This window comes from Oscillospiraceae bacterium CM (assembly GCA_022870705.1).
In the GTDB taxonomy this organism is placed as follows: domain Bacteria; phylum Bacillota; class Clostridia; order Oscillospirales; family Oscillospiraceae; genus Sporobacter.
This window is the reverse complement of record CP072107.1, coordinates 715393-739882: the sequence shown is the minus strand read 5'-3', so window position 1 is coordinate 739882 and position 24490 is coordinate 715393. Positions and strand designations below refer to the sequence as shown.

Here is a 24490-nt window from a genome sequence, read left to right as displayed (position 1 = left end):
TTATCTCTCCATTTCCGCGCCCTTTGAGGGTGCTGTTTTATGATGCGCCTGTTTCGCAGGCGGCATTTTGAGCTGCTCCAGAACAGAGGGCCGCTTTTCCGCGCGCTCGTCATGGACTGCCCGCGCAAGGTCGGAAAGGGAAATCTGCCCGCCCGCCTTGACCTGGGACTCCAGTTCCGCGACGCTGGGATGCTTGCCGTTGTTGACGATCCCATCAATCATGCCGTAATCGTCCTCCATCGCCATTTCGGCGTTTTTGAGGTAGTTTTCCGGCCTTGCGAAATTCGGCAGCTCCGCGAAATCGAACCGGTCAACGTAATGATAGGATAACTTTCCGCTCTGCTTTAGGGCAATGATGTCGCTGACGGATAAGCTATGACCATGAAAGTCTTTGGGATGGTCATTGTTGAAACGGTCAAATAAATCCTCCAATCTATCCCGTGTACCTTCAAACTTGGTAAAGCCATCGGTATAGACCAGCTCATAATTTTCGCGTTCCACGGTCAGGCCCACCGCTTGCAAGCGTTCCAGAGGTTCAAAGCGGAAATCCCGCGTTTCCTCCGTGCGTTTGAGCTGATAGATAGCAAAAGCGTCGGCGGGATTGTTCAAGAAGCTGTTTTCAAGTTCTTTCTGCGACATCTCGCGTCCCTCGATGAGTGATAAGTATTCCTGGCTTTCCTCCCATTCCTCACGGTTAATGCCGAACATTCCGGTATGGCCGTCGATATCGTCACGATCAAAGGCCATGCCAGCGCCGTTTCCGTCATAAAGCATATAAACAGTGAAATCTTTTTCATACAGCTCCGCAGCGCGATCAGCAGAGAGAGGAAGCATGTCATCTTCGGTATACCCATAGGCATCCCGGTCGGCAATCGTTAGCGTGAGGTCGGGCATCGGATATACATCTGGGTCGGAGAGTTCAGACGTACCCGGCGAGGGGCTGGATTCCTCATAGCTGGACGCAGCGGCGGGCGATTCCGGCGTGAATGATGGGGAAACGGTTTCAGTATGATCGGAAATGGTGATTTGCGGCTCCTTGGCAGATTGTTCAGGGGTAGACTCCGGCTGCTGCTCCGGCGCGGACAGGTCGATGCCGCGCTCCTTGGCGATCTCTGCAAAATTGCGGTCAATATCGCTGATGAAGCCGGAAGCGGTCTTATTGATGGTTTCCAGAGAAGCCCGCAGCTCCAGCAGTTCCTTATCCTTACTCCATGATGCGATATACCCGAAGCTGTTTTCTCCTGTGGAGATACCGTAGTAGGCGCAGACAGCAAAGGAAATGCTTTCGGCTTCCACTTCCTCAGTACGGCGGTCTTTAGGCTTGGGCGGCTCGGCGGTTTCATCGCCCTGGGCAGCGGCAAGCTGCGCCTGCTCCCGGTTGTGCAGCTTGGAGTGGGCGATTTCGTGGATGGCCGCAGAAACGGTCTGCACCTCGCTCATGCCCTCCCGGATGGCGATTCGCTGGTCGGTCAGACTGAAATAGCCGTCCGAATTATCTGCGATGCGCTCAAAGCCTATCGGTACGGGAGAGGAACGCCGCAGTGCCTCCATGAAAACCTCATATTGTTGCACATTACCGGTGAGGTTGCTGGCAAGCTGGGGCAGCGGCTTACCCTCGGTTTGCGACACATCAAATACGGACACCACTTTGTACATGGGGATTTTGATTTCCTTTTCCTCCATGACGATGCTGCCGTCCGGGTTCAGGACGGGGGCGTGGGTATCCGGGTCGAGCTTTTCCTGCTCGATTTTCTTCTTAAAAGGCGTAGGAGCGATAATTTTAATCCCTTTTTCACCGCGTCTGACATTACGCTCAAACTGGTCGCGCCATTTGTTGAAACCTGCTACAAGGGTGGCGTCAGGCTTCTGCATGGCAATCAGGACAGTATTGTTAAGGGAATAGTGGTGAAAACGGCTCATGGTGCGCAGGTATTCCATGTATTTGTCGCTCTGGAACAGGTCTTTGATGCCCTGCTCAATGCTGTCGGTGATTTCCTTTAGCCTGTCTTTATTTTTATCATAGTCAGCCATAGTGCTGCCTCCTTTCAGCGTTCGTGATCGGGGGTGCCGTGTTTATGCTTCGGCAATCCGGACGGTCTGGATTTTGAGGAATTCAAACGTTCTCTGACGGAGGGCCTGATCTCCGCGCCAGTAATGAGGTGCGCTGCGGGTACGATACGGTTCTTTTCAAAATAATGCGTCCATTCGTCGCCGGTAGGCAGAACATAACCGTGTGCGGTGAACGCGCCGCGCTCCGCCTCGGCTGCAATCATGCCCAGCTTTTCAAAGTCAATGGCTGCCTTCCATTTTTCCGGCATGTCCACCATACCGGATTGATAGGCGTAATAGCGGCCCAATGTGTCAGCGTTTTTCGCCTCGGGAATGAGCAGAAAAAACTCGCTGTTTTCCTTAAAGTCGATGATCTGCTCCAGCTTCCGCAAACGCAGGGGGCTTTCTGAAACCGCGTCTAGCAGTTCTCGTTCTGGCGGTGTCAGTGCCGCGATCCTCGCCGCCGCATAATTCAGCTCATCCGGCGTGGCATTTATTATAGCGTCGGGATTGACCGCCAGAAGCTGATCCAGCGCCGGAATATCGCTGGTAAAATCAGTGACCTTGCAGCCCATTTCTATGGTTTCCGCGCCGATGCTCCGCATAGCCTCTTGGAATTGCTCCTTTTTGGAGGGGAGTGTAAGAATTACGCTTCTGTCCGGGTCCACGGTGCTGGTAAACCGCATTTTTGTGTAATCGCTCATATCTGTTGGCTCCTTTCAGAATCCGGGAAAATAAAACAGCACGCCCCGCACAGGCCGGGGTAAACCTATGCAGGAGCGCGCTCGCTATTCATTTTGGGATCGTATGCTCCTGTCGGGAGGGCGTATTTTCGCTTCTTTTGCGCGCTTGCTATCGGCGGCCCGCCGTGTGTCGCTGTACGGCTCCCGGACAGACACGCAGCTTTTGGGAACGATAAAACTGGCGGCTCCATGAGGTTCCCGGCGCTCCAGCCTGACTTTATCGGGGTATTTGACCGTCAGGCGCAGCAGCTTCTCACGCAGCTTCGGATTGTGGGTATAAACGCTGGCCGTATCTTCTTCCTCGTTGAAATTGATGATGGTTTCCTGCTCGTAACGGGAGAGCTTCATACAAGACTCCCCCTTACCGTTCCGGCCCGCCGCGCGGGGGCGGCTTCCGGGTTGGGATGGGTTCGGGAAGCACCTCCCGGAACGCGAGGATCTCCCCGGCCTCGCTCCGCACCGGCGCGAAGATGTGCGGCGTTCTCAGATACATGCCGTCCATGCCGACGCCGCCGTAATACCGGCCCTGCGGGTCGCGCTCGCTTTCAAGCAGAACAAAACCGTTTGCCAGCATAAAACCCGATACCATGCGGCGGTTGACGCCCGGCAAGCCCATCGGGAGTTTTCTTTCCTTGATGGGGATTTCCGGGCCTAATTGCTCCGACATGTTTTTCGCCATGGCGCTCACTCCTTCTTGCCGGAAAACTCCAGCTTGAAACCCACATACTGTCCACCGGTATCATCCAGCACAACTACGGCATCGTAGGTCTTTCCGGTCTTTTCAGAGTGGCAGCCGGGCAGCGCCGCCCGCCCGTCCTTTAAGAGCGCGGCGGCGATTTTCTTGGTCAGCTCCTTTTTCTTGGCGGCAAAGAAGCGGTTGTCTTTCCAGAGGATAAACCCACAAGTCCGGTTTTCACAGGAAAAGCCTTTTTTGCCCTCCGTCACACGCCCTCCGCAACGGGGGCAAACGCCTATCGTTTCCTTGTCGGAGGGAAACGCCACGCCTGAGTCCGGTTCATAGGTTTGCACCAATTCGCCGGTCATGGCGATGATGCCATTCATGAAGCCGGTGGCTGCCAGTGCGCCGCGCTCCACCTGCTTTAGCTGTTCTTCCCAATCGGCGGTAAGCACCGGGGATTTGAGCGTTTCTGGCAGGACGGCAATCAGGGCGGCTCCCTTTTCCGTGGGCAGCATATATTTTACTTTCTTGGCCGTTTTGCGCTCCACAAGGCCGGTTTTCACCAGCTTTTCGATGATACCGGCACGGGTTGCAGGTGTGCCCAGACCCTTACGTTCGGAATCTTCTGGCATATCCTCCGCGCCCGCAGTTTCCATAGAAGATAAAAGCGTATCCTCGGTGAAATGCTTGGGCGGCGTGGTTTTCCCCTCCTTGACGGCGGCAACCATCACCTCAAGTTCCTGCCCCTCGGTCAGCACCGGCAGGGACTTGGACACGTCTTCTTTACTGTCCTCCGGCTGCTGCTTCAGGGTTTCCCTGAACCGCCCTTCGGCCTCCTTCCAGCCGGGCGCGAGGATGGCTTTGCCCTTGGCGGTGAAAGCATGGCCCGCGCAGTCCAGTGTGACGGTGGTTTCGGAATAATCATGCTTGTTGCCCACGGCACAGATCAGCCGGGCGGCGATCATATGCAGGATGGAGCGTTCCCCGGCAGGTAACGCGGACAGGTCGCTTTCTCGCATGGTCAGCGTCGGGATGATGGCATGATGGTCGGATACCTTGGCGCTGTTGACCACCTGTGCCGGATTCATATACACCGCCGTTCCTTTCATAAAGGGCAGGGCCTTGGCGGTGGCATTGACCAGCACGGGCAGCTTTTCGGCCATATCCTCGGTCAGATACCGGCTGTCGGTGCGGGGGTAAGTGCAGAGCTTCTTTTCATAAAGGCTCTGCGCATAATCCAACGTCTGCTGGGCGGTGTACCCGTGCAGGCGGTTGGCCTCCCGCTGGAGCGTGGTCAGGTCGTAGAGCTTGGGCGGCAGCTCGGATTTGTCCTTGCGCTCCACTGCTTTGAGAATGGCAATTTGGTCAAGGCAGGCGGCACGCAGCCTCTCGGCTTCGGCCTTATCCTCCAGCCGGTCGCTTGCTGCGGCAAAACCGTTTAAGGCGATGGTGACATTGAAAAAGGGCGTCGGCTTGAAAGCCGCGATAGCGGCCTCCCGATTTACCAACATCGCCAGCGTCGGGGACTGTACCCGGCCCACGTTCAAAGTCTGCCCGTACAGCACGGAGAACAGGCGGGTGGCGTTGATGCCCACCAGCCAGTCGGCCTGTGAGCGGCACAGGGCCGATTGATACAGGTTATCGTAGGCAGCGCCGTCTTTCAGGGCTTGAAAACCCTCGGCTATGGCGATTTCCTCCATTGAGGAAATCCAGAGTCTTTGAACGGGCTTCGTGCAGCCGCAATAGGCATACACCAGCCGGAAGATAAGCTCTCCTTCACGCCCGGCGTCGGTGGCGCAGACGATACCGTCTACGTCCTTGCGAGACATGAGGTTACGCAGGATATTGAGTTGTTTTTCCTTGCCTTTCGGGACAACATACTGCCAACGGTCGGGCAGGATAGGCAAATCCTCCCGACGCCATTTGGCGTATTTTTGATCGTAGGCGTCGGCGGGAGCAAGCTCAATGAGATGCCCCATGCACCAGGACACGAGAGTTCCGTTCCCCTGCAAATAGCCGTCTTTGCGCTCCTTTGCGCCGATCACGGCGGCGATGGACTGCGCGACGCTGGGCTTTTCAGCAATTACAAGTCGCATTTTTCAGCCTCCTTTTTCTTCGGGGTAATAATCAGATTGCGGTAGCAGGGACCGGCACAGCGGCCGCCCTTGTATCGGTCGCAGCCATAGCAGGGATGGCTGGGCGGAAGGGTGGCGGGAGGGTTTTCCTCCCGCCGCTGTTTCGGTGTCTGCATCATCATTTTTTCATAGGGACTGTCGGTAAAATACCTCACTGGTCTTCATCCTCCGTTTCCAGCCCGGCATCCGGTTCCACATCCATAGCATCGTCGGGTTCGTCTTCATCCTCGCCAAAGTCGTATTCGTCCAGATCGGATTTACCCTTGACGGATTGTTTGGGTTTGCGGAATTTTAGAAAATACACAGCAGCGCCGACGATGACCGCGAAGATCAGCACGACGGCTACGATGCCGCCCGTATTGTTCTGCTGTGCCGGTTCTTCATCTACCGGATCGGAAGACGGCTCTGGGGACGGGGACGGCTCCGCTGTGATCGCAGAGGAAGTTTCGTCTGTCAGATCATCTTCCTCAACAATGTCCAGCAAATCCCGTTCATCCACCATATTGAGGAAGTAAGCGTGATACTGCTCCAAATCCTCGTCTACCGGCTTGTCGTAGTCGATAACGATGTAAAAAATTTTGCCGTTTCGGGTTTCCAAGGCGATAAACTGCTTATTGGTGTTCTTGTCGTAAAGCAAGTCGCGGGTGATGAGATTGCCGTCCTCATCGAGAGGCGTGCCTTCCTCGATGACTGGCGTTTCGCTGGGCGCGGGCGTAGCCGTTGTGACAGGTTCCTCGGTTTCCGGCCCGCCGCTCGCGTAAGCGACGGATGAAAAAGCCGTCATACAAAGCATGACGGCCAGCAACGTAATAAAAAAGCGGGATTTCTTCTTATTCATCTTGATGATCCTCCTGTTTTTGTAATAATGAGGGCGTCCCGCTTTGCTCACGGAACGCCCGGATGAACGCGGCCAGCTCCTGGGGTGTGGCGTCCACGCCACGTACCAGCTCAACGATTTCGGTGTTCTCAATCTCGGTTCGCTGCCGTTCAAGCTCCCGCAAGCGGGTTTGAAATTCGGAGATTTTCGCTTTGGTCTTGTCGATCTCGGCGTTGATTTTTGCAATTTTCGGGTTCATAGCCTCTCCTTTCTTAAAGAGGAAGTCTGCCAAAGGCATAAAAATGCTGTGTCCAATACTTGGTGTCCATCCGCGCGTACTGCACGCCGCCGCTGGCGCAGTGTATCATCATGTTGTCGCCTACATAAATTCCGACATGAGATACCGGCCCGGAACTGTCGTAGGTGCCGGTGAAAAAGATAATGTCGCCGGGCTTGGCCTCGGAGGGAGCAATGGGCGTAGTTTGGTTGAAGATACCCTGCGCGTTTGTCCGGCCCATGGGATACACGCCGGAGTTGTCCAGCACCCAGCAGACAAAGCCGCTGCAATCGAATGAGGTAGACGGCTTGGAGCCGCCCCAAACATAAGGGTAGCCCAGATACTTCTCGGCCTCCGCAATGAGCGCCGCAAAGGTGGCGTCCGCAAGGGCCTCCGGGGGGATTTCGTAATCGGTGTATTCTCCCGGATGCGCGTAGATATTTCCCTCGAACAGATAGGGCTTGTTGCCCTGCATTTCCTGATAAACAGCGTAAAGCTCCAGCTTTTCGGTATCCAGGTCTGCCGCTGCAATCCGCGACAGCGCATTGTTGGTCAGCGCAACGTTCAGAATATAGTAATCATAGGGTACTTCCACCTCATAAGTGTCCGTATGGGTGACGGTTTCGCCAGTCACAGGGTCGGTTTCCGTCCATGTGTCCGTGCGTGTCTCGGTGCGGTAGCGGGTTTCTACGGTTTCTGTGACGGTCAGCTTGTATTGCCGGTCAAACAGGGCGCTCAGCGCTGATTGCACCTCGTCGGCGGTAAAATCCTCATACAGCGCCGTTAGATAGGAAATCAGCTCAAAAGGGTCGTGCCCGATCTCGGCAAGGTCATAGCGGTATTCGTCATAGCCGGGGTAATCTCGTTCAATGTTGCTGAGTTTCTGACGCAGGCCGCTCTCTAAACCGATATAATGGGCCTCCGCAGCCAGAATATCCTCATCCTCGGCGGTATAGGAGGTGCCGACGATCATATTCATGCCGCCTTGCAGCATGACGGAGCAGGAGCCTATGGCATTGAAAATGAGCATGACTGCCAAAGCGATGCCCAGGATAATGAGAATGGGTTTCCAGTTGCGCACCGCGAACGCCGCCGTCTTTTGAGCGGCTTCGGCGGTTTTCTTGGCCGCCTTTGCAGTCCGTTCGGCTGTCTTTTTTGCGGTTCCGGCTGTCTGCCCGGCCCTTTTCGCGGCAGCGTACTGCCGTTTGATGGTCTGCTTCTGCTGCCAGCGGGAGAGCGGATTGGAGGAAAACTGCGGACTGTCCCGCAGCGCTTTTTGATACAGGATGCTGATGTTGGCCCGATCCGCCTTCTTCTCCAGCGCGGCTGTGGTACGATGAGCTTTAATCACATGGCTGCGGTGGATAGAACGAACCGCGCGGACGCCCGATTCAGCCGCCACCTCGAATTTATGGGCCGCCTCCACGCCGACATTTTCATGTTCCACCTTACCGATCTGCCGGTGGGCCTCCAGCGCCGGTGCTGAAAGAACCGCGTGGGTGAGCTTAGATGGCGGTTTGGGCTTGTCGATTTCCTCAAAATACAAGCGCGTTTTTGGCTTGACTTTTGCGTCATCAAAAACGCGCTGTTTGCGGAGAACTTTCTTCTTTGGGATTTTCGCCTGTGCCGCATCCAGCTTATCCGCCGCTTTCTCCGCTTTGCGGATATGGGGCGAAAGCTCCGGGTCGGCGCGCTCCGCGTCGGTGAAGCGCAGGCGGTAAGCCCGGCTTTTCTGCTGCTTGGCGCTCATACCGATCACCCCTCGTACTTTTCATTTGGGCGAGTGGTCATGATGCGGTACAGCTCGGTATTTTTCGGGAACTTATCGGCAAAGGGCAGGATTATATTGCCATAAAACAGCAGCCCTTCGCCCTCGCCGGAATGTGTCACATAGGAAAGCTGGTACGGAGAGATATTGAGTTGCTTGGCTAAAATCTGCCGGTCGCCGGATGCTTGGTTGAGCATGTAAATGAAGTCGCTGTTTTCAAAGATATTCTCAATTTCACGGGAAGCCAGAAGGTCCTTGATGTTTTGTGTGATTCCTGTGGGGATGCCGCCCCACTTACGAAAGCGCTTCCAGATTTCCACGCTGTACGCCGCCGTCTGTTCCTCTTTTAAGAGCAAATGGAACTCATCAATATAGTAGCGGGTCGATTTTCCCTCAGCGCGGTTGGCGGTAACGCGGTTCCACACCTGATCCTGCACGATGAGCATCCCCAGCTTTTTAAGCTGTTTGCCCAACTCCTTGATGTCGTAGCAGACGAGCCGGTTTGTGATGTCCACATTGGTGCGGTGATTGAATACGTTGAGGGAGCCGGTGACGTAGATTTCCAGCGCTGTGGCAATGTACTGCGCCTCTTTTTCGTCCTGCCGCCGCAGCTCGTTGTACAAATCCTCCAGAATGGGCATGTTCTCCGGGCGTGGGTCAGTAAGGTAATCCCGGTACACCAGCCGGACGCAACGGTCGATCACCGTTTTCTCAATGGGCTGCAAGCCCTCCTTACCGCCGACGATCAGCTCGCACAGAGACAAAATGAAGTCGGATTTCAGCGTCAGCGGGTTATCTTCCTCGGAATAGTTGAGGTTCAAATCCATCGGATTGATATAGTCGGCGCTGGTGGGCGAGATTTTAATAACCTGCCCGCGCAGCCGCGCCACAAGCGGGTAATATTCGCCCTCAGGATCGCAAATGATCACATCATCTTTTGTAATAAGGATCACGTTGGTGATTTCACGTTTCGCTGAGAAGGATTTACCGCTGCCCGGTGTGCCGAGAATCAGGCCGTTGGGGTTTTTCAGCAGTTTTCTGTCTACCATGATGAGATTGTTGGAAAGGGCATTCAACCCGTAGTACAGGGATTCGCCGCCCTGTTGAAACAACTCCTGTGTCGTAAAAGGCACGAAGATTGCCGTGCTGGAGGTGGTCAGTCCGCGCTGGATGCCGATTTGATTGTCCCCCAGCGGAAGGGAGGACATTAAGCCCTGTTCCTGCTGAAAGTCCAGCCGCACAAGCTGGCAGTTGTATTTTTGTGCAATGCCCTTCGCTTGAAACACGTTGTTTCCAAGCCTCCGTTTGCCATCCGCAATGTTCATAATAAGGAATGTGACGAGAAACATGCGTTCATTGTGGCTTTGCAAGTCTTGCAGCAGCTTTTTCGCCTCCCCGCCATAGGTGGCGAGATCGGAGGGAATAATGTCCATGTCGTAGCCAGAGCGCACGGCTTTTTTCTGTTCCTGAATCTTCATGGAATCCAGATCGGTGATTTTGCGCTTGATTGTCTTGATAGCCGCGTTCTGGTCGATGGACTGGATGTGCATGGTGACGATCAGGCTGCTTTCCATATCCAGAAATTCCGCCAGCATCCGGTCGTTGAGTTCCGGCGCGAGGATTTGCAGGAAGGATACAGTTCCTCCTTTTTTGCCCATTCTGAATACACGGGTTTCCTTAAATTCGAAGGAGGACGGGGCGATATAGTCCTTGGTTGAAAGGCCGGAGGGAGCCAGCCAGTTCCAGTCAAACAGGAATTTTTCGTTTCCGTCCATATGGAATATGTTGTGCAGCAGTCGCAGCCGTTCCACGCCGGTCAGCGAGACGGTTGCCACGCCCAGCCGCTTGAAGTTGTTAAGAATATCGTTCTCGATACGCTCCAGTCGGGGCTTTGCCGTGCGGATGCCATCCGCTTCGATACCAAAGGTAATGAACTTGGTCTTGGTCAGACCGTTGTTGCCCCGGGCAAGCTGGGTTTTGAGCATATCCGCGTATTCGGTACGGATGCTGTCAAAATCGTCACGCTGGGGCGGGATGAAGATGCTCCGTTCAAAATCCTCCATGCTGGCGCTCAGGTTCAGAAAGGAAAACTGAAAGCGGATGGAACTGTCGAAATAGTTGAGGAAATCGCACCAGCCCTCAAAAATGGCGGTCTTATCCTCATTCTGTGCAAGCTGGTAGTTGATGTCCTGAAACTGAATAGTCTTGGTGTATAGGGTGTTCGTCGCCTGGCAGATGCCGTCCGGGTACATACGACGGTATGGGATGGACTGCTGCGCCGATATTTCCTTCGGGTTGCCCCTGGCACGCTGTATGGCGGCGGCAATCTGTTTATTTTCCGCGCGGGACAGCTTGTGGTCAGGCTTTTCGGGCGCGGCGTGCTTTTTCTTTTCCTGTAACAATGGCTTTTACCTCCTTGTCGAGATGGATTTGCCGGTCGAGGACGGCATAAAAATTGTTCGTCCGATACAGCCTTTGCTTGGGACGCACAAAGCGTGCCTGAATGATATGTCGCAGAAGCACCTCAAGAGGCTGGCCATTCTTTTCGTATAGAGCGAACATGAAAAACGGGAGCATGGACAGCACCATCATCAGGGCCGCCGCGCTCACGCTGGTATGGGCTTTGAGCAGAAAGAACAACGGAATCCCCGCTATAGCCGCAAGGCTGAAGCAAATGAGCTGCCGTTTGGTGAGATTGAACATCACCTTGGTTTTGATTTTCGTCAGGTCTTTGGGAACGGGAACGTAAGCCATTTATCGCACCTCCTGTTCTTTGGAGGGGTGTCCGGGCTTTGCGGCGGGGATTGCGGCGTTTCGGAGCTTTTCCAGCACGGACGGCTTTTCTTTCAGATCATAATCCCGCAGTGCGTCCTGCTTGTCAAACACCTCATTCAGCGCGAAGCTGAAATCACTCAAGTCTTCTGTTCTCTCCAACCACTTGTCCGCGACAATCTGCAAAGGGTTTTGGAACAGCAGCAGATAATCTGTTTCCTCCGGTTCAAAGCCGTGACTTTCCGTCAGATAGTAATGGGCGTCTTTAATAGCTGTAATTTCGCGGGAGCTGTCGATCAGCGCGTCGCTGCTCATGGCCGCCCAATTGGCCCTGAACTCTGCGAGATTTTCATCCAGCCGCTCAAATAATTGGTCTAATTTGTCCTGCATCGCATTGATCACCTCCGTTAATGCGCGTTAAAAATAGCCTTTGACAGGCTTCCTGTTTTGAAAAGCGTGAAGCACAGCAGTACCGTGTAGCCCATGCAGGCCCATACCGCCGCGATGATATCGGTTTCCGTTGCGATATTCTGTACCAGCACCGCATAGATGCCCACGCAGACCATGATGAGAAAGGCTTGGAAACCCAGCGCAAGCAGGGATTTCAGGTAGTTTTGTCCCATGCTGCCCCATTCCCGGTTGACCATCGTAGCAAGTGGAATCGGGCCGAGTGAGGTCATAAGGTAGATTTCCAGCATCCTCCCATAAATGATGATGAAGATGCAGACGGACAGTGCTTTCATGGTGATGCCCACGAAAATGCTCTGGAACCACAGCCCGAAAAGGGGGCCTAATTCCATCGCCTGCAAGCGCGTTTCCATATCGGGTATCGCGGTGGCAAGGTCGATTCCGGCGTCGGATATGATGACGCCCGCACTTTGGTTGACCACATGCTGCGCCATGTCGAACACGCCCATGATGATATTAAAGGTATTGGTGACGAGCAGCACCGCCACAAAAGTTTTGAACACCCATTTGAAGAACATCCAGGTGTCCATGTCGTGCAGGTTGTTTCTGTCTATGACCATTTGGATCAGCTCGTAGCACATCACAAAGGCCAGTATCAGTCCGGCAATGGGGATGATGACCGTTTCGGAGAGGTTCTGGATCATGGAAAAGACGCCGCTGTTCCATTGCAGCGGCGTCTTGCCCACTTCACCCGCGATCTCGCCAACCTGTGTGTTGACGCTATCGAACATCCCCGACAAATTCCCCACAATGCCGTCGGTCAAAATGCCTTTCAGCCATTCGGTAATTTTGTCGATGATGCTTTGCATAACCGTTTACCCGCCGATCAACCGAACAGGCCGGAGAGCAGAGGCACCAGTACAAGACCGATCAGGGCTACGCCGCCACCTGCCATGAGCTGCTTCATGCCTTGGGATTTTGCACCCGGATTATCGTTTCCGTAACCTTCGAGAAGGTTAATCGCGCCCCAGATGGCAAGGCCCGCGCCCAGGGCAATTACGAGAGTTTGCAGTACATCTACCGCGCTGTTAAAGAAAGCCATACTATTACCTCCATTTTTTGTTTTGATGTGGATACATGAAAAAACCGCCTCACTGGGCGGTTTCCGGTTCGTCGGAGAGGTCGATGTCGTATACATCGTAAACCTCATCCGGCTTGGGTTTTAATCTGGTGGAAAGATACTTTTCGATACTAAATGTGTTTTTAGTGTCGGCGTCGGACAGATATTTGTAGTTAGGATGCTTGGTGATGTCGTACTTCTCCGAGAGAAATGGCCTTACGCCCCGAAGCTGAAAGACGCACTTGCCGCCGCTCATGACGGCCAGCTCATCCATGCTCATCAGCTCCTTTCCCAGCTTCTGATAACTGAGGCCATAAGACTTTTCGCGTCCCCGGTTCTCGGAGGTGTTGTAGAGGTCTATCGTCTCCTTTCCTAAAGTTTCGGACAGCTCCTTTAAGGTGGTGCGCTCCTTGCCGCCCAGGAAAATAGCGCTGTCGCAGTTACCCGTGATGGTATCGGCGTTGTCTTTATAAATCGCCTTGAGCTGGCTCTGCGCCTGTAAAAACAGACAAGCCGAGATTTCCCGGCTGCGGATGGTCGCCATAAGCTTTTCCAGCTTGGGTATCTGCCCGATATTTGCGCATTCGTCGATCAGGCAGCGCACATGCACCGGGAGTCTGCCGCCGTATACATCATCAGCTTTTTCGCACAGCAGGTTGAAAAGCTGGGTATAGGCCATAGATACTAAAAAATTGAACGTATCGTCGGTATCGGAAATGATGATGAACAGTGCCGTCTTGCGGTCGCCCAGGGTGTCCAGCTCCATTTCGTCATAGGCTGTCAGCTCGCGCAGCTCCTGAATGTCAAAGGGTGCAAGCCTCGCGCCGCAGGAAATCAGGATGCTTTTTGCTGTTTTGCCCGCCGCCAGCTTGTATTTCTTATACTGCCGGACGGCAAAGTGGTTCGGATTCTTCTTCTCCAGTTCCTTGAACATCAAGTCAACCGGATTCTCAAATTCCTCATCATCCTCCCGGACTTCCGAAGCGCCTATAAACTCAATGAGGGTGGAAAAATTCTGTTCCTCCTGCGGCGCTTCATAGTGGATGTAGCCGATCAGCGCCGTATACAGGAGCGTTTCCGCTTTTACCCAAAAGTCATCGGAGGGCTTGCCCTCGCCCTTGGTGTTGGTAATCAGGGTTGTGACCAGCTTCAAAATATCCTTTTCGCTGTGGATGTAGGCGAAAGGATTGTAATGCATGGACTTTTTGAAATTGATGGTGTTGAGGATTTTGATGCGGTAGCCCTTGCGCTGCAATAGCTTTCCGCATTCCACCACAACGCTGCCCTTGGGATCGGTCACGACATAGGAACTGTGGCACTGCATGAGGTTCGGCTTCAAGACAAAGCGGGTCTTGCCGCTGCCGGAGCCGCCCACGATCAGCACATTTTTATTCCGCGCCGTCCGTGGGTCTTTGGGGCGGTTGTTCATGGTAAGCCGTTCGGTCTGCGTCAAGATGACGTTGTTCTCAAAAAGAGGGTCAATGTATGGCTGAATGTCCTTGGCCGTTCCCCAGCGCGCGGAGCCGTATTCCACATTCCTGCGGAACTTCCGGGCGTTGCGCCCTTTGACGTACACCGCCAACCGGAGAGCGGCGGCCAGCAGCAGGCCGATGAGCAGGTCGCCGGGGTGGAAGTTGGGAAGCGGGTTTTGGAACGCGGCGGTAAGGCCGTCTAAAATATGCAGCAGCTTCGCGCTGAAATCCGCGCCGGATGCCAGTCGCCACGCCTCACCGAGATTGGTGGCAAACAAGCCGATAAACAGGTAAGGCAGGTTGGGAAGCAGCTTTTTGATCGTTGTTTTCATCGTGTCTGCTCCTGTTCCCGGCGCTTTACCTTGTCGATCACGCTGTTTTTCAGCAGTTCCTTGAACTTTCGGAGCTGGGCGAGAACGGAAGGACGCTCCGTTTTGCGCACCGTTTTGACGGTGAACTCCTGAAACGCGGCGGTCAGCGCATCGGCGTCGCGTGCTTTGAAAAAGACAAGGAATTTGGGCGGTCGCACTGTTGCGTCCTTTTTGACGGCAAAGTCCACGCCATATTTGCGCGCCACGCTCTCAAAGGATTTGATATTGCTGTCGGTGATTTCGATGTTAGACACTCCGGCGTTCTGGCCGATCAACTGCTTGACCGTTTGTTTCCCGTGGGGGATTTTCGGGCTGTCCCGGCCTTTTTTCCACGAAGCCAGCAGCTTGCGAATAGCCGCTTTCAGCACCCGGCCTGTAAGTTTGGTGGTACTGATGGCCAGTGTTACGGTTCTGTGTTCCACTTCTTCCTGCATGGGTCAAACCTCCTTTCACGAATCTTGCATTATAGAAGATAGCTGATGATTATGATGCCGCCCGCGCCAAAGGAGAGCACCGGCGCAAAAGGGATAGAGCGTCGCAGCGTCCGGGTCTTTCTCCATGAATGGATTGCCAGCGCTCCCAGCAAGGGGAGCATCAGGGCGAACGCCAGCAGCGTATGGATGAGTCCCAGGTACAAGCCGATGCCCATCAAGAGCTTCACATCGCCGCCGCCCATATGCCCTTTTAGCCAGGACGCAAAGAAGGGTACGGACAGGAGAAGCCCCGCAGGGTACACCCACCATGCAGCGCCGGTCAGCAGTGTAAGCAGCAGGTGCGCCAGTCCCAGGCACAGCAGCAGGATAACAGACAGATTGGAAATAGTGCGCGCTTTTATATCCGTATAGGCGCACCAAATGAGCAGGGCAACAAAAAAAGCATCCGTCAGGATGCCTAAAGCGGTTTCCATATTTGATTTACCTCCTGACCGTGGTAATCCGGTCGTACATATCGCCCTCAATGGTCAGCGTGTCGGTCTTATGCTCATAGAGCTGGCCCACCGGCGTCCATGCGTAGAATGCCTGTGCCCATGCGGTGTATTCACCGTCCGGGAACCAAAGCGGTGTGTAATGCAACCGGCTATCCGTGACGGAATACGGATTGACGGCAAGCTGCCATGTAACGTTCGTGCCGCCTGCCGCGCCTGTTTTCACTGTCAGGCTATCCCGTACATTCTGCCATGCGGATAACTGCCCGTAGGCGCTTTCCGGGGAACGTACCCATACCATCTGTGTGCCCACAAGCTTATCCGGGCGGTCGTAATTGGTGGTCAGGACGGTTGAGCATTGGATGGAGAAGCCAAACCCGGATTCCATCGTTCGGGGACTGTCGGCGTCGGCAATGCGGCTGTCCGGCAAAATCTTAAACACGGTGGTCATCCGGGCGTAATAGGTTTTCGTAACATAGCTGCCGTTTTCCAGACGGACTTCCTGCCATGTGTGGTAATTGGAGGATGACGTGGAAGGAAGGGTGGCCAGTCCCTGCGCCTTGTACCGCTGCTCCATCGCCGCATCGTCGGGATCGGCCACAAGGGATTCCGGCACGGCTATAACCTGAATGGTTTTTGTCAGGAGGTTGTTGCTTTCGTCCGTTTCATTCAGCGTACCGTCCGGGTCGGCGGTGACGCGAACGGTATAGCTTCCGGGCGACGGCACCGTAATCTTGAATACGGCGAGGTTGCTGCCGCTGCCGGGAAGGGGGATGTTCTCCGTATAAGAAGCGCCGCCAATCGTCAGACGGACGGCAACGGAAGGCACCGGCTGCGCCGTCCGGTTTCGCACGGTGGCCGACACTGTGACAGTTTTCCCCGCGTACCAGTTGGTAATGGACGAATCGATCACCGCTATATCCGGCCTCAGGGCGTTGACAGCAATGGCCGTGAAACGGGAGTTGTTGTTTTCGTTACTTTCCTGAATGGCGTTGTTGGCATCTGCCATTACCGTCAGCGTAATATTTTGGTTATTAAGGCCGGTCGGTGCCGCAAAGGTATATGTCACCGTTGTGGACGCGCCCGCCGCGAGGGTTATCGTCCGGTTCTGCATGGTGACGGAAGGGCTGGAGGACAAGCGGACAATAAAGCCGCTGGCCGTGCTGTACCCTTGGTTTTTTACCGTGGCCGTCACCGTCACGGCTTCTCCCGCCTCATAGACCGATTTGTTGGTGGTCAGGCTTGTGACCGTAAGGTCGGCCATTTTAAGGGTGACTGTGCCCGTATAGGTGATTTCTGTGTCGGTTACGGTAGCCCGCCCGGAGTAGGCTTGGTAGATGTATTGGCTGTTGGCTGTTCTGCGGTAGAAGATACGAACCGGTCTGCGATAGCGATTGGAGGTCGTCTCGGTATCATTTTTGAATCTTGCGACACCGTGGTAAGTGATGCAAAGGGAGCGCCACGGTTCTTGTTCAGCGTCCTGCAAAGCGCCGTCCCATTCGGGCGCTTTATACTGCACCCAGCCCAACCCCAACTCAGCGGGCGGCCCGTAATAATCGGTGGGCTGCCTTGGAGGGTCGGAATAACGCAGGCTTCCACTATAATAGGTCGTGGAATTGTTGGACATGTAGCCCAGCTTTGTATGGTTAATCGGGTCATACTGATATCCGTAATGCGTCCAATACATGGTCGTAGATGTAACCGAACCCGAAAAATATGGGGAGCCGGACTTCGACAGCGTGGCCGGAAAATACTGCCCGGATACCGAATCGTAGTAGCTGGACGAATAAGTGGACGGGAAACTGTATTGCCCGGCAGCGGATTTATCGTTCGGGTATTTGATGTCCGAACGGTATGCGTAGGTAACGGTGGGCGTGGCGCGAACAACGCTTCTCAGCGTACTGTTCTGCCGGGTCAGCGTGCCCGAATACTGGCCATCATCATAACTCCGCGTTGCGGGAAAGCTGCTGGCGGAGCGGGAACCGAAAAACTTCACGGTTACGCTTACCGTTTTGGTTGCCGGAAGCTCCGCCGCGTTTGCGATGGTCGCGCCCAGTGGCAGGACGCCGATGATGGTCAGCAGGCAAAGCAGCGCCGCAAAGCTACGCTTCATGATCCTCATGGTCTTTTTCCTCCTTCCTGCGCCGGTAAAGGGCAAGCAATATACAAGCGCTGATCCCGGAGAGGACAATCACCAGCCAAATCCATCGGGAAGCGCTGGCGTCCTGCGGGGCGTTTTCCGGTTCTTCCTCCGGTGATGGTGCGGACGGCGAAGGGTTGGCGCTTTCGGCAGTCACGTTTTCCTGCGCTGCCGTTATATCAGGTATTGGCCTGGTCGTGACCGCTGGTGTATCTGCTGATGGCACGGGGCTGGTGTCGGGTGGGCTGCCCGGCGTATCCGAAGATTTCGGAACGGGCGTCACGCTTTCTGTCGGTTTTGTTGCAGTTTTGTCCGTCGAGGCCGGTGTTGGGTCTGCCGGGGCCGCAGATGGCGTTGTCGGAGCCGTCGTTTCCTCCGGCGGCGCTGTCTGCGTAACCGTTTCTTCCGGCTCTGCGGGCCGGTAATCGCTGACAACCTCCTTACTGCTGTCCGCATACCATTTGACCTGATAAACGCTGTGACGCTCACTGTCAGGATAGGTTGGCCTCGCGTTTTCGTAAATCTCGGTGGCGCTCATCACATCGATGTAGGTATTGCCGTCCTTCTGATATACGTCCTCATAATTGATGCTGTAAATAACGGTGCCGAGCTTGTTCCACGTTTCGCCTACCCACTTAACCGCCATGGTATGGCTTGTGCCGTCCTCACCCGTGTAGGTTTTGTTGTAGCCGGAATGCGTAAAATAGCTTGCCGCTTCCGGCGCTGTCCCGGCAAAGGCCGTTCCCGCAAAAAGCAGGGCTACACAGGCGAAGGTAAAAATCAGGATAATGAGCCTTTTCATCGTGCTTCCTCCTTTGGTCATATATTTTAAGTCTAGCTGCTTTGCCTTTGCAGCCAAGCGTACCGGGGGTATGGCGTCACTCCAAAAAGAGGATTCGGGAGCGCACTGTGATCGGTATTTCCACCTCCGTCTGCCCGCCGACCGTCCAAGGAAGCGGCATCACGAATAGGCCGGACAGTTGCATCTGTTCATTTTCCACGGTAACGGTAAGATTTCTGATTTCATAAAGCAGCTTATCGCCCTTGTACTTCTTCCAGCTTTGGCTCCCGCTTTTGACAAAACCGGCTACGGCCAAATTGCTCTCCACATCGGTCTGCGTAGGCTGTGCGGGGATGTCGATACTTACATCGCGTACATTTTCGTTTTTCATGTTGCTGTCTACAGCAATGACAGCCGCGCGCTCCACCTCGGTTTCGCAGGTCATATAATTCGTGTACACCGTCACGCCCGCATACACCACAAAGGATAGTGTAATGAGAATGAGTATGATAAAAGCCGCCCAAATGGGTGTGCTGCCGCGCGTATCCCTGACAAAACGCTTCATTTCCAGTACACCTCCGAAATGCCGTTTGCTGATGCGGATATACGTACATTGATTACCAGCGGATCTCCCAAAGCGGGACTCAGAATCACAATGGGAACTGTTTTGACGATAGTAACGGTGAACTGTGTTTTAAGCTGGATCGTTCTTTGTGACACGTCGTGCCACTGCGTTTCAACATCAACGCTGTCTGGAACGGTAAAATCCCCGTCCTCCGTGACGGAACTGAGCGTTGCGTCATCGGCTTTTCCGTAAAGCTCCACGGTGCGCGCCATATATCGAGCGGTCTGATTAAGGCTCTGCTGGGCGGTGAATATTGGGAACAGCGCCATGAGCGACGCCATAAGGGTAAATACGATTAGCACGGTGATTGCCACATCGATATAGCCCTCGGCGGTCTGGTCGCGGATAAACCTTTTCCTCATACGGCTCCTTTCCAAATGGGAAGGGGGCCGCTGCTGGGCAGCCCCCATGCCATTTTGTAATGTGTTTCTCCGTTTTACTTCAGTATGTCAATGCCAGTCAGCGTACCAGCGATTTTGTCAATCAACCCCTGGAACAGAGTCGGTACGGAAGTTCTGAGAATGAGCAGCACGGCAGCGCCGATGACCACGACGATGAGGATTTTCATGGCGACATCCAAAAAGCCCTCGGCTTTCCGGTCGGCGGCGAAACGGCGAATGGTGTTTTTGATTTTCTGCATGATGATTTCTCCTTTTCTTCATATAAAATATTGGTGGATGTTCGGGGATGGCGTATATATAAAACCCGCCCGAATCCGGCAGCGCATAGAAAAAGCAGCCCTCCTTTCGGCGCTGCCTTGGTAAGCGGATGGATTGTTTACATGCCCGCGGCTTGCAGGTTCTCCAGAATCATCAGAACCAGCGGCACCATAAACATCAATATCATCAATACTGTGAGAATAAACGAAGCCGTCTTAATGCGTCCGGGCTTCTTCTCCATGACGCGCCGGAGGGCTTCGCGCTCTTTTGTACGCAAATCCTGTTCCAGCACCAGCAGGCTGACACGCTGATCCACGCCCTGATGCACGCCGCAAAGAATCGCGCACAAAGCGGAGAAGGACGGCAGGCCGAGCCGCGCGTCCATTCGGCGCAGAGCCGCTTCCTGATTGCCGGTTTTCATGTTGGCTAACAGGCGGTCAAGCTCCGTACCCAACGCCTTTCCCGCCACGCGGCGGTACTTCTCAAAGAAAGCAAGCAGGTCGCGGCTGTCCTGCAAGGCGTAATTGAGGGTTTCCACAAGGCGCGGAAGCTCCGCTTCGATCTCGCGGTTCAGCGCCTCCGCTTGTTTTCGGATAGACTGTATCGCCTGAAAGTATGCGAGTAGGGCAGCAAAGGCGGTGATAAATGTCAGCCACGGAACGCCCAAAGGGACAAACAAAAGGCCGGTCAGGGCAAGCAGCATGGATTTTGCCATGGCCGCGCCCACATATTCCGATGGGTTTTGTGCCAAACCCAAGCGGGAAAAATCAGCCTCCATCCGCTTTGCCTTGTATTCGCTCATGGGAAACCGTTTTGAGAAAAACCGCGCCACCGGCAAAAGCGCAGACTGCAAGTGCTGGGCTATATCGCGCTTTCCGTGGATATTGCGTATCGCGTTCACCGCTTTGCGGTCGGGCAGCGCCGTTTGCGCAATACGGAACAGACCAAAGGCGATGAGCAGACCGGGCAGTCCGTAATATAGAACTGTCATAGCTTTTCACCGCCTTCCGCGACCACCGGGCGGTATAGCCGTGCCACCCAAACGGCCGTTGCCAGCACAGCGGCCAGTACCACGGCCAGCGTGATTTTCCCCGCCGCCGTCTGCGAGAGCATGGTGTACCAATCCGGCATCATGGCGGCCATCAGGGGGATGGAGCCGAGAACGATCAGAACCGTGAGGATGTAATCGCTGATCTGCTTTTGTATGGCGGTATCCGCTTCCATCTGTGCCCGGCGCATTTCGCCCAACCGGTTCACAATGCCGGGCAGCGCGTACCGGAGTTGCCGGTCACGCTGGCATTGCACCAGCACGTCGCACCAGTCCCGCCAATACCGGTTATCAATCCGGGTGCGCAGCCTTCCAAGAGCCTTTACCACATCGGAATCAATGAGCTGGATTTCCCTATGGAACTGCCGGAATACGCCGTCCAACGGGGTCGGGAGCAGATGCAGGCTGCTTTCCACCGCGCCGATCAGGTCGCCAGAGGAAACATAGCTGTTGGTGACGGTGCCCATTGCGCTTTCCAGCTTTTCGTGCAGGCTTCGGATATAATCGCCGGTGCGGATACGGATCACGATCAGCGGCGAGCAACCAAGACCGACAGCCAGCACCAGTCCGGCAAGAACGTTATCCAACACCAGTCCGATAAGCAGTCCAATGGATGCCAGCAGCACCGCCGCCAGCTTGTATGAGCCGATCTTTTCGCCCATATTGGCTGCCGTCAGCATTTCTCTGGCATTGTCCGCAGCGGCGGCCAGTCGGCCTTTACGTTTGCCGGTGATACGGCGTATTTTCTTTTTCCGTTCATGCTGCCGCTGGAAGGGGTTTACGAGCCAGCCGATCATATCCGAAACGCTGAGGCCGTGCATCAAAAAAAGCCCCGCGATGATGAGCAGGGCACAAAGTATCTGAACGAGAATCATGTCTTTACCTCCCTGAAACGGGCTACGGCAGCTTGTTCCGCGCCGTTTTCCAACAGCGAGTCCGCAAGGCTTTCGGATATGCCGCCCGCCTGAACAAAGCTGCCGGTCGCGGTATCGTAGCGAAAAAGCGTGCTGGCCTGTACCGCGCCGTCCCGCACGCCGGTGGCCTCCACGATCTCCATGATACGGCGTGTGCCGTCTGGCGATTGTTTTTTGAATGCCATAACGGGGAACGCCTCGGCCACGAAGCCCATGAGAATATTGGTAGAGATATGGGTACCCGACATCTGGCACATGGAGAGGATACGCCCATAGGCTTTCCGTGCGGAGTTGGCGTGCAGACTGGTCACTACCGTATGCCCGGTTCGGGCCGCCTCCTGCGCGGTCATGGCTTCCGCGCCGCGCATTTCCGCAACCACGATGATATCCGGTGAAAAGCGCAGGGCTTTGCGCAGCAGGTCGTTCATATCCACGTCGGCGCTTTCCATGTCGCTGGGCCGGGTGCAGGTATGGATCACGCGATTTTGCGCGTTCCCCTGATCGTCCACGCTAAACAAATCCAGCTCCCGCGTTTCCTCTATGGTATAGATGCGCTTAGCTTTGTCGGCAGCCCCCAGCAGATAGGAAATATCGGTGGTCTTGCCGCTCCCGGTTTTACCTGCCAGCCCGATGGATACGCCGAAGTTTATGCAAAGCGCGAGAAAATCCAGCATTTCCGGCGTCGCCGTGTTCCAATCTACAAGCTGCTGTTTCGTCACGCGCGCCATGCGCTGGCGTCGGATCGAGAACACCGCGCCGCTGCGCCTGTCGGTGACGGGCGGGATGATGGCTGATATGCGGATGCCCTGCGTGATGTAGCTGTCCACCGTTGGGTTTGTGCCGTCCAGCACCAAACCACCCAGGCGCACCATCTTGCGCAAGGTATCTTCGGCGTGCTGTGGAGAAAGAAAACGCTCCGGGATTTTTCTCCACCCGGAACGCGTGACGATCTCGATATCCCGCCAGCTATTCCCGTTGATTTCTTCAACGTCCGGGTCGGCAATATACCGATCCAGAAACCCGAAACCCGCCATGTCCCTGTAAATCCGGTCGGTCAGCTCCTGTATGGAGCATCCGTCCACACGCAAATGCTGGGTTGTAACGTATTCTTCGATCAACCGCTTGATGGATTCCGTTGCGGATTTTTCGGTAAGGCTTTGAGCAAGGGTTTCCGCGTGGGTTTCCGACACATAGCCGCGCACCTGTTCCAGCACGGCTTCATAAGCGTCCTTTTCCTGTACGCCGGTGTTCTGTTCTTCGTAAACCAGTTCCCGAAGCGTATGGTTCATGTGCCCACCTCCTTCAGCAGCCCGCAGAGCTTTCGTACCTGCTTGGCGTATCGGGCAGCGGCGCGCGTAGTACCGTCCAGCGGGTCAGCGCCGGTATCCTGTATTTGCCGAAGTTCCCGAACATAGGGCAATTCGGCGGCGAATCGCAAATCCAATATCTTTTCCACGGCATCGACGGCATGGTGATCCACCATGGCCGCAACCGGCAGCACACGCCCCTGGGCGTTCATGGCTTCCAGCAGCGGCTTTACGGCGTTAAACCAGCAGACGCCCTGCACATCCGGCGTAATGAGGACGATCACTTTTTCCGCACGGGCAAGGGCGCAAGGAATAAAGGGGTCGGTGCGCTGTCCCGAAAGGTCAAGGATCACCGTATCCGCAAGCCCCGCGCACTGGCTGATGAAATCCTGTGCCGCGTCCTTGGCTTCCAGCCCGATCTCGTAAGTCATGTATTCGTCCGTATCGGTCAGCCCCGCATAAAACAAACTCTTGCGGCGCGGGTGACGATGCAGGTAATGGGCGATGCCGCCGGTTATGCCGCCGGATATGGCCTTGCCGAGCGACGCATCCCCAGCGAGCTTTTTACCGTTTACCCGCATGGGCAAGGTAGGCTGGGTGAGGTCGGTGTCGAGGATGGCCGTGACGCTCCGTTTGGCAAGCTGCCCGCCCAACGCGTCGCTGAGCGCGCTTTTTCCGGTGCCGTCCCGTCCCCATATGGCGATGAGCATGTCAATCCACCTCCGTTCCCGCAAGAACGGCGTCGGAGATGTATTTCGTTACGGATTCTCCGCGGGCAACAAACGCGATATGGAAAACGCCCTGCTGTTCCAGCTCGGCCAGCCGGACGGCCTGTTCCTGTGTAGCGTAGAAGGACACGGTGACGGGCAGGCTGTTTTCCATATCTTCCTCCGGGTTGGCAGTAACCTCCGCGTCCGCGCCGGTACTGTCGGTTATCATGCAGACCTCGATATATTCCAGCTCGGGGTAAATGACCGCGCCGGAGGAATCGACCGGCTCCGTTTCCGGGTCGATACCAAGCGTCTGGTTTGTGTTGCCTTTGGGAATGGCGATAACCGTCACCACATCACCGGGAAGGATGCGCCCGGAAACACCGGAGGCCAGGGAAGGCAAGGTGACGGATACCACTGTCCTGCCCTTGGCTTCGCCCGCCGAAAGAAGGCTGCGTTCCGGCAACTCCTGAGAAAGCTTTGCGGCGGTGAGATAATCCCCGGCGTAAAGGTCGGCGTTGGCGTATTGTCCAACCGCCGAAGCGATGTCGCGCAGCAGGCCCGACGCTAAATATTCCGGCACGCTCACGATCTCCACCATTTCGGCGGTGATCTGTTCTCCGGCCTGCACGGGCGTTTTCATGCGGACTACGCTGACGGCTGTGTCCTGCCCACCATCAAACAGGGCGGGCAGGGCGACAAAACTGAATAGCAGGCCCAGCAGGATGCACAGGGAGCCGATAATGAGTTTGTTTTTCAATAGCTTCATA

The 24490-nt window shown here is 55.1% G+C and carries 27 protein-coding genes; all 27 read right to left on the bottom strand.

Translation table 11 applies throughout. The annotated features are described in order from the left end of the window. The 27 genes from IZU99_03795 to IZU99_03665 all read right to left on the bottom strand — a co-directional run bounded on the left by IZU99_03795 (position 1) and on the right by IZU99_03665 (position 24489). Positions 1-2031: a DUF4316 domain-containing protein gene (locus IZU99_03795; protein ID UOO38388.1), complete on the bottom strand. Its 2031-nt coding sequence runs from the start codon at positions 2029-2031 to the stop codon at positions 1-3. A 14-nt stretch (positions 2032-2045) separates the two neighbouring features. Further along, the gene (locus IZU99_03790; protein ID UOO38387.1) at positions 2046-2753 is read right to left on the bottom strand and encodes an antirestriction protein ArdA; all 708 of its coding nucleotides are present in this window, start codon (positions 2751-2753) and stop codon (positions 2046-2048) included. 84 nt (positions 2754-2837) lie between these two features. Continuing rightward, positions 2838-3140, bottom strand: coding sequence for an immunoglobulin (locus IZU99_03785; GenBank protein ID UOO38386.1), 303 nt, complete (start codon positions 3138-3140; stop codon positions 2838-2840). Between the two features lie 13 nt (positions 3141-3153). Further along, positions 3154-3471 carry a hypothetical protein gene (locus IZU99_03780; protein UOO38385.1) on the bottom strand — a complete coding sequence of 106 codons (318 nt, stop codon included), beginning with the start codon at positions 3469-3471 and terminating at the stop codon, positions 3154-3156. Between the two features lie 5 nt (positions 3472-3476). Then, positions 3477-5567 (bottom strand): DNA topoisomerase 3, encoded by a 2091-nt coding sequence (locus IZU99_03775; protein ID UOO38384.1) that lies wholly within the window; start codon positions 5565-5567, stop codon positions 3477-3479. Further along, positions 5555-5761, bottom strand: a complete 207-nt coding sequence (locus IZU99_03770) for a hypothetical protein (protein UOO38383.1) — start codon at positions 5759-5761, stop codon at positions 5555-5557. Before IZU99_03770 ends, IZU99_03775 begins: the two co-directional genes overlap by 13 nt. Beyond that, positions 5758-6444 carry a DUF4366 domain-containing protein gene (locus tag IZU99_03765; protein ID UOO38382.1) on the bottom strand — a complete coding sequence of 229 codons (687 nt, stop codon included), beginning with the start codon at positions 6442-6444 and terminating at the stop codon, positions 5758-5760. The genes IZU99_03770 and IZU99_03765 overlap by 4 nt, the downstream gene beginning before the upstream one ends. Further along, positions 6437-6682, bottom strand: coding sequence for a DUF4315 family protein (locus tag IZU99_03760; GenBank protein UOO38381.1), 246 nt, complete (start codon positions 6680-6682; stop codon positions 6437-6439). Before IZU99_03760 ends, IZU99_03765 begins: the two co-directional genes overlap by 8 nt. A 13-nt stretch (positions 6683-6695) precedes the next feature. Beyond that, positions 6696-8450, bottom strand: a complete 1755-nt coding sequence (locus IZU99_03755) for a C40 family peptidase (protein ID UOO38380.1) — start codon at positions 8448-8450, stop codon at positions 6696-6698. A gap of 5 nt (positions 8451-8455) precedes the next feature. Further along, entirely contained in the window at positions 8456-10870 is a 2415-nt protein-coding gene (locus IZU99_03750) for an ATP-binding protein (protein UOO38379.1), read from the bottom strand. Then, on the bottom strand, positions 10827-11222 hold the full coding sequence (locus IZU99_03745) for a PrgI family protein (protein ID UOO38378.1): 396 nt from the start codon (positions 11220-11222) through the stop codon (positions 10827-10829). The genes IZU99_03750 and IZU99_03745 overlap by 44 nt, the downstream gene beginning before the upstream one ends. Beyond that, complete coding sequence (locus tag IZU99_03740) at positions 11223-11630, bottom strand: hypothetical protein (protein UOO38377.1); 408 nt, start codon at positions 11628-11630, stop codon at positions 11223-11225. It abuts the gene before it with no gap. A 17-nt stretch (positions 11631-11647) separates the two neighbouring features. Continuing rightward, positions 11648-12517 (bottom strand): hypothetical protein, encoded by an 870-nt coding sequence (locus IZU99_03735; GenBank protein ID UOO38376.1) that lies wholly within the window; start codon positions 12515-12517, stop codon positions 11648-11650. Positions 12518-12534: 17 nt separating this feature from the next. Then, positions 12535-12750, bottom strand: a complete 216-nt coding sequence (locus IZU99_03730) for a Maff2 family protein (protein ID UOO38375.1) — start codon at positions 12748-12750, stop codon at positions 12535-12537. A 49-nt stretch (positions 12751-12799) separates the two neighbouring features. Then, a complete protein-coding gene (locus IZU99_03725) occupies positions 12800-14572 on the bottom strand; it encodes a type IV secretory system conjugative DNA transfer family protein (GenBank protein UOO38374.1) in 1773 nt (590 codons plus the stop codon). After that, positions 14569-15045, bottom strand: a complete 477-nt coding sequence (locus IZU99_03720; GenBank protein ID UOO38373.1) for a PcfB family protein — start codon at positions 15043-15045, stop codon at positions 14569-14571. The genes IZU99_03725 and IZU99_03720 overlap by 4 nt, the downstream gene beginning before the upstream one ends. Before the next feature lie 29 nt (positions 15046-15074). Next, on the bottom strand, positions 15075-15518 hold the full coding sequence (locus tag IZU99_03715; protein UOO38372.1) for a prepilin peptidase: 444 nt from the start codon (positions 15516-15518) through the stop codon (positions 15075-15077). A 7-nt stretch (positions 15519-15525) separates the two neighbouring features. Beyond that, positions 15526-17658, bottom strand: a complete 2133-nt coding sequence (locus IZU99_03710) for a hypothetical protein (protein ID UOO38371.1) — start codon at positions 17656-17658, stop codon at positions 15526-15528. Continuing rightward, complete coding sequence (locus tag IZU99_03705; GenBank protein UOO38370.1) at positions 17639-18478, bottom strand: hypothetical protein; 840 nt, start codon at positions 18476-18478, stop codon at positions 17639-17641. Before IZU99_03705 ends, IZU99_03710 begins: the two co-directional genes overlap by 20 nt. A gap of 76 nt (positions 18479-18554) precedes the next feature. Continuing rightward, the gene (locus IZU99_03700; GenBank protein ID UOO38369.1) at positions 18555-19022 is read right to left on the bottom strand and encodes a hypothetical protein; all 468 of its coding nucleotides are present in this window, start codon (positions 19020-19022) and stop codon (positions 18555-18557) included. After that, positions 19019-19444, bottom strand: coding sequence for a DUF4320 family protein (locus IZU99_03695; GenBank protein ID UOO38368.1), 426 nt, complete (start codon positions 19442-19444; stop codon positions 19019-19021). The genes IZU99_03700 and IZU99_03695 overlap by 4 nt, the downstream gene beginning before the upstream one ends. Before the next feature lie 74 nt (positions 19445-19518). Further along, entirely contained in the window at positions 19519-19722 is a 204-nt protein-coding gene (locus IZU99_03690) for a hypothetical protein (GenBank protein UOO38367.1), read from the bottom strand. Positions 19723-19859: 137 nt separating this feature from the next. After that, positions 19860-20732 carry a hypothetical protein gene (locus tag IZU99_03685; GenBank protein UOO38366.1) on the bottom strand — a complete coding sequence of 291 codons (873 nt, stop codon included), beginning with the start codon at positions 20730-20732 and terminating at the stop codon, positions 19860-19862. Further along, positions 20729-21664 carry a hypothetical protein gene (locus IZU99_03680; protein ID UOO38365.1) on the bottom strand — a complete coding sequence of 312 codons (936 nt, stop codon included), beginning with the start codon at positions 21662-21664 and terminating at the stop codon, positions 20729-20731. The genes IZU99_03685 and IZU99_03680 overlap by 4 nt, the downstream gene beginning before the upstream one ends. Continuing rightward, positions 21661-22992: a CpaF family protein gene (locus IZU99_03675; protein UOO38364.1), complete on the bottom strand. Its 1332-nt coding sequence runs from the start codon at positions 22990-22992 to the stop codon at positions 21661-21663. Before IZU99_03675 ends, IZU99_03680 begins: the two co-directional genes overlap by 4 nt. Next, positions 22989-23744 carry a hypothetical protein gene (locus tag IZU99_03670; protein ID UOO38363.1) on the bottom strand — a complete coding sequence of 252 codons (756 nt, stop codon included), beginning with the start codon at positions 23742-23744 and terminating at the stop codon, positions 22989-22991. Before IZU99_03670 ends, IZU99_03675 begins: the two co-directional genes overlap by 4 nt. Then, entirely contained in the window at positions 23722-24489 is a 768-nt protein-coding gene (locus IZU99_03665; protein ID UOO38362.1) for a hypothetical protein, read from the bottom strand. Before IZU99_03665 ends, IZU99_03670 begins: the two co-directional genes overlap by 23 nt. Position 24490 lies beyond the last annotated feature (1 nt).